We start from the raw sequence: 393 nt of genomic DNA on the forward strand, positions 1-393 counted from the left end.
ATTGGTGGAACGTTGCCGCGAGTGGGCCGAGCAGTCCGGTGGCAAGGTGCTGGTGACCGCTTCTGCGGAGGAGGCCGTGCGCGATGTCGACTTCATCCACACCGACGTGTGGGTGTCCATGGGCGAGCCTGTGGAGAGTTGGAGCGAGCGGGTCGGCACCTTGCTGCCGTTCCAGATCAATGATGCGTTGGTCAAGGCTGCTGGTAACCCGCGCGTCAAGGTGATGCACTGCCTGCCGGCATTCCACAACAGTGAGACGGCGGTTGGTGCTGAGGTTGCCAAGACCTACCCGGAGCTGGCCAATGGCATTGAGGTGACGGAGTCCGTGTTCGAGTCGCCTGCCTGCATCGCGTTTGACCAAGCGGAAAATCGCATGCACACCATCAAGGCCGT

The 393-nt window shown here is 61.8% G+C and carries 1 protein-coding gene; it reads left to right on the plus strand.

Annotation, left to right across the window (positions count from 1 at the left end; all coding sequences use genetic code 11):
- Positions 1 to 393, plus strand: a 393-nt coding sequence (locus DDE80_RS14775; RefSeq protein WP_486624547.1) for a Rossmann-fold NAD(P)-binding domain-containing protein, incomplete at both ends; no start/stop codon positions are given.

This window comes from Metalysinibacillus jejuensis (assembly GCF_003057615.1).
Lineage (GTDB): Bacteria > Bacillota > Bacilli > Bacillales_A > Planococcaceae > Metalysinibacillus > Metalysinibacillus jejuensis.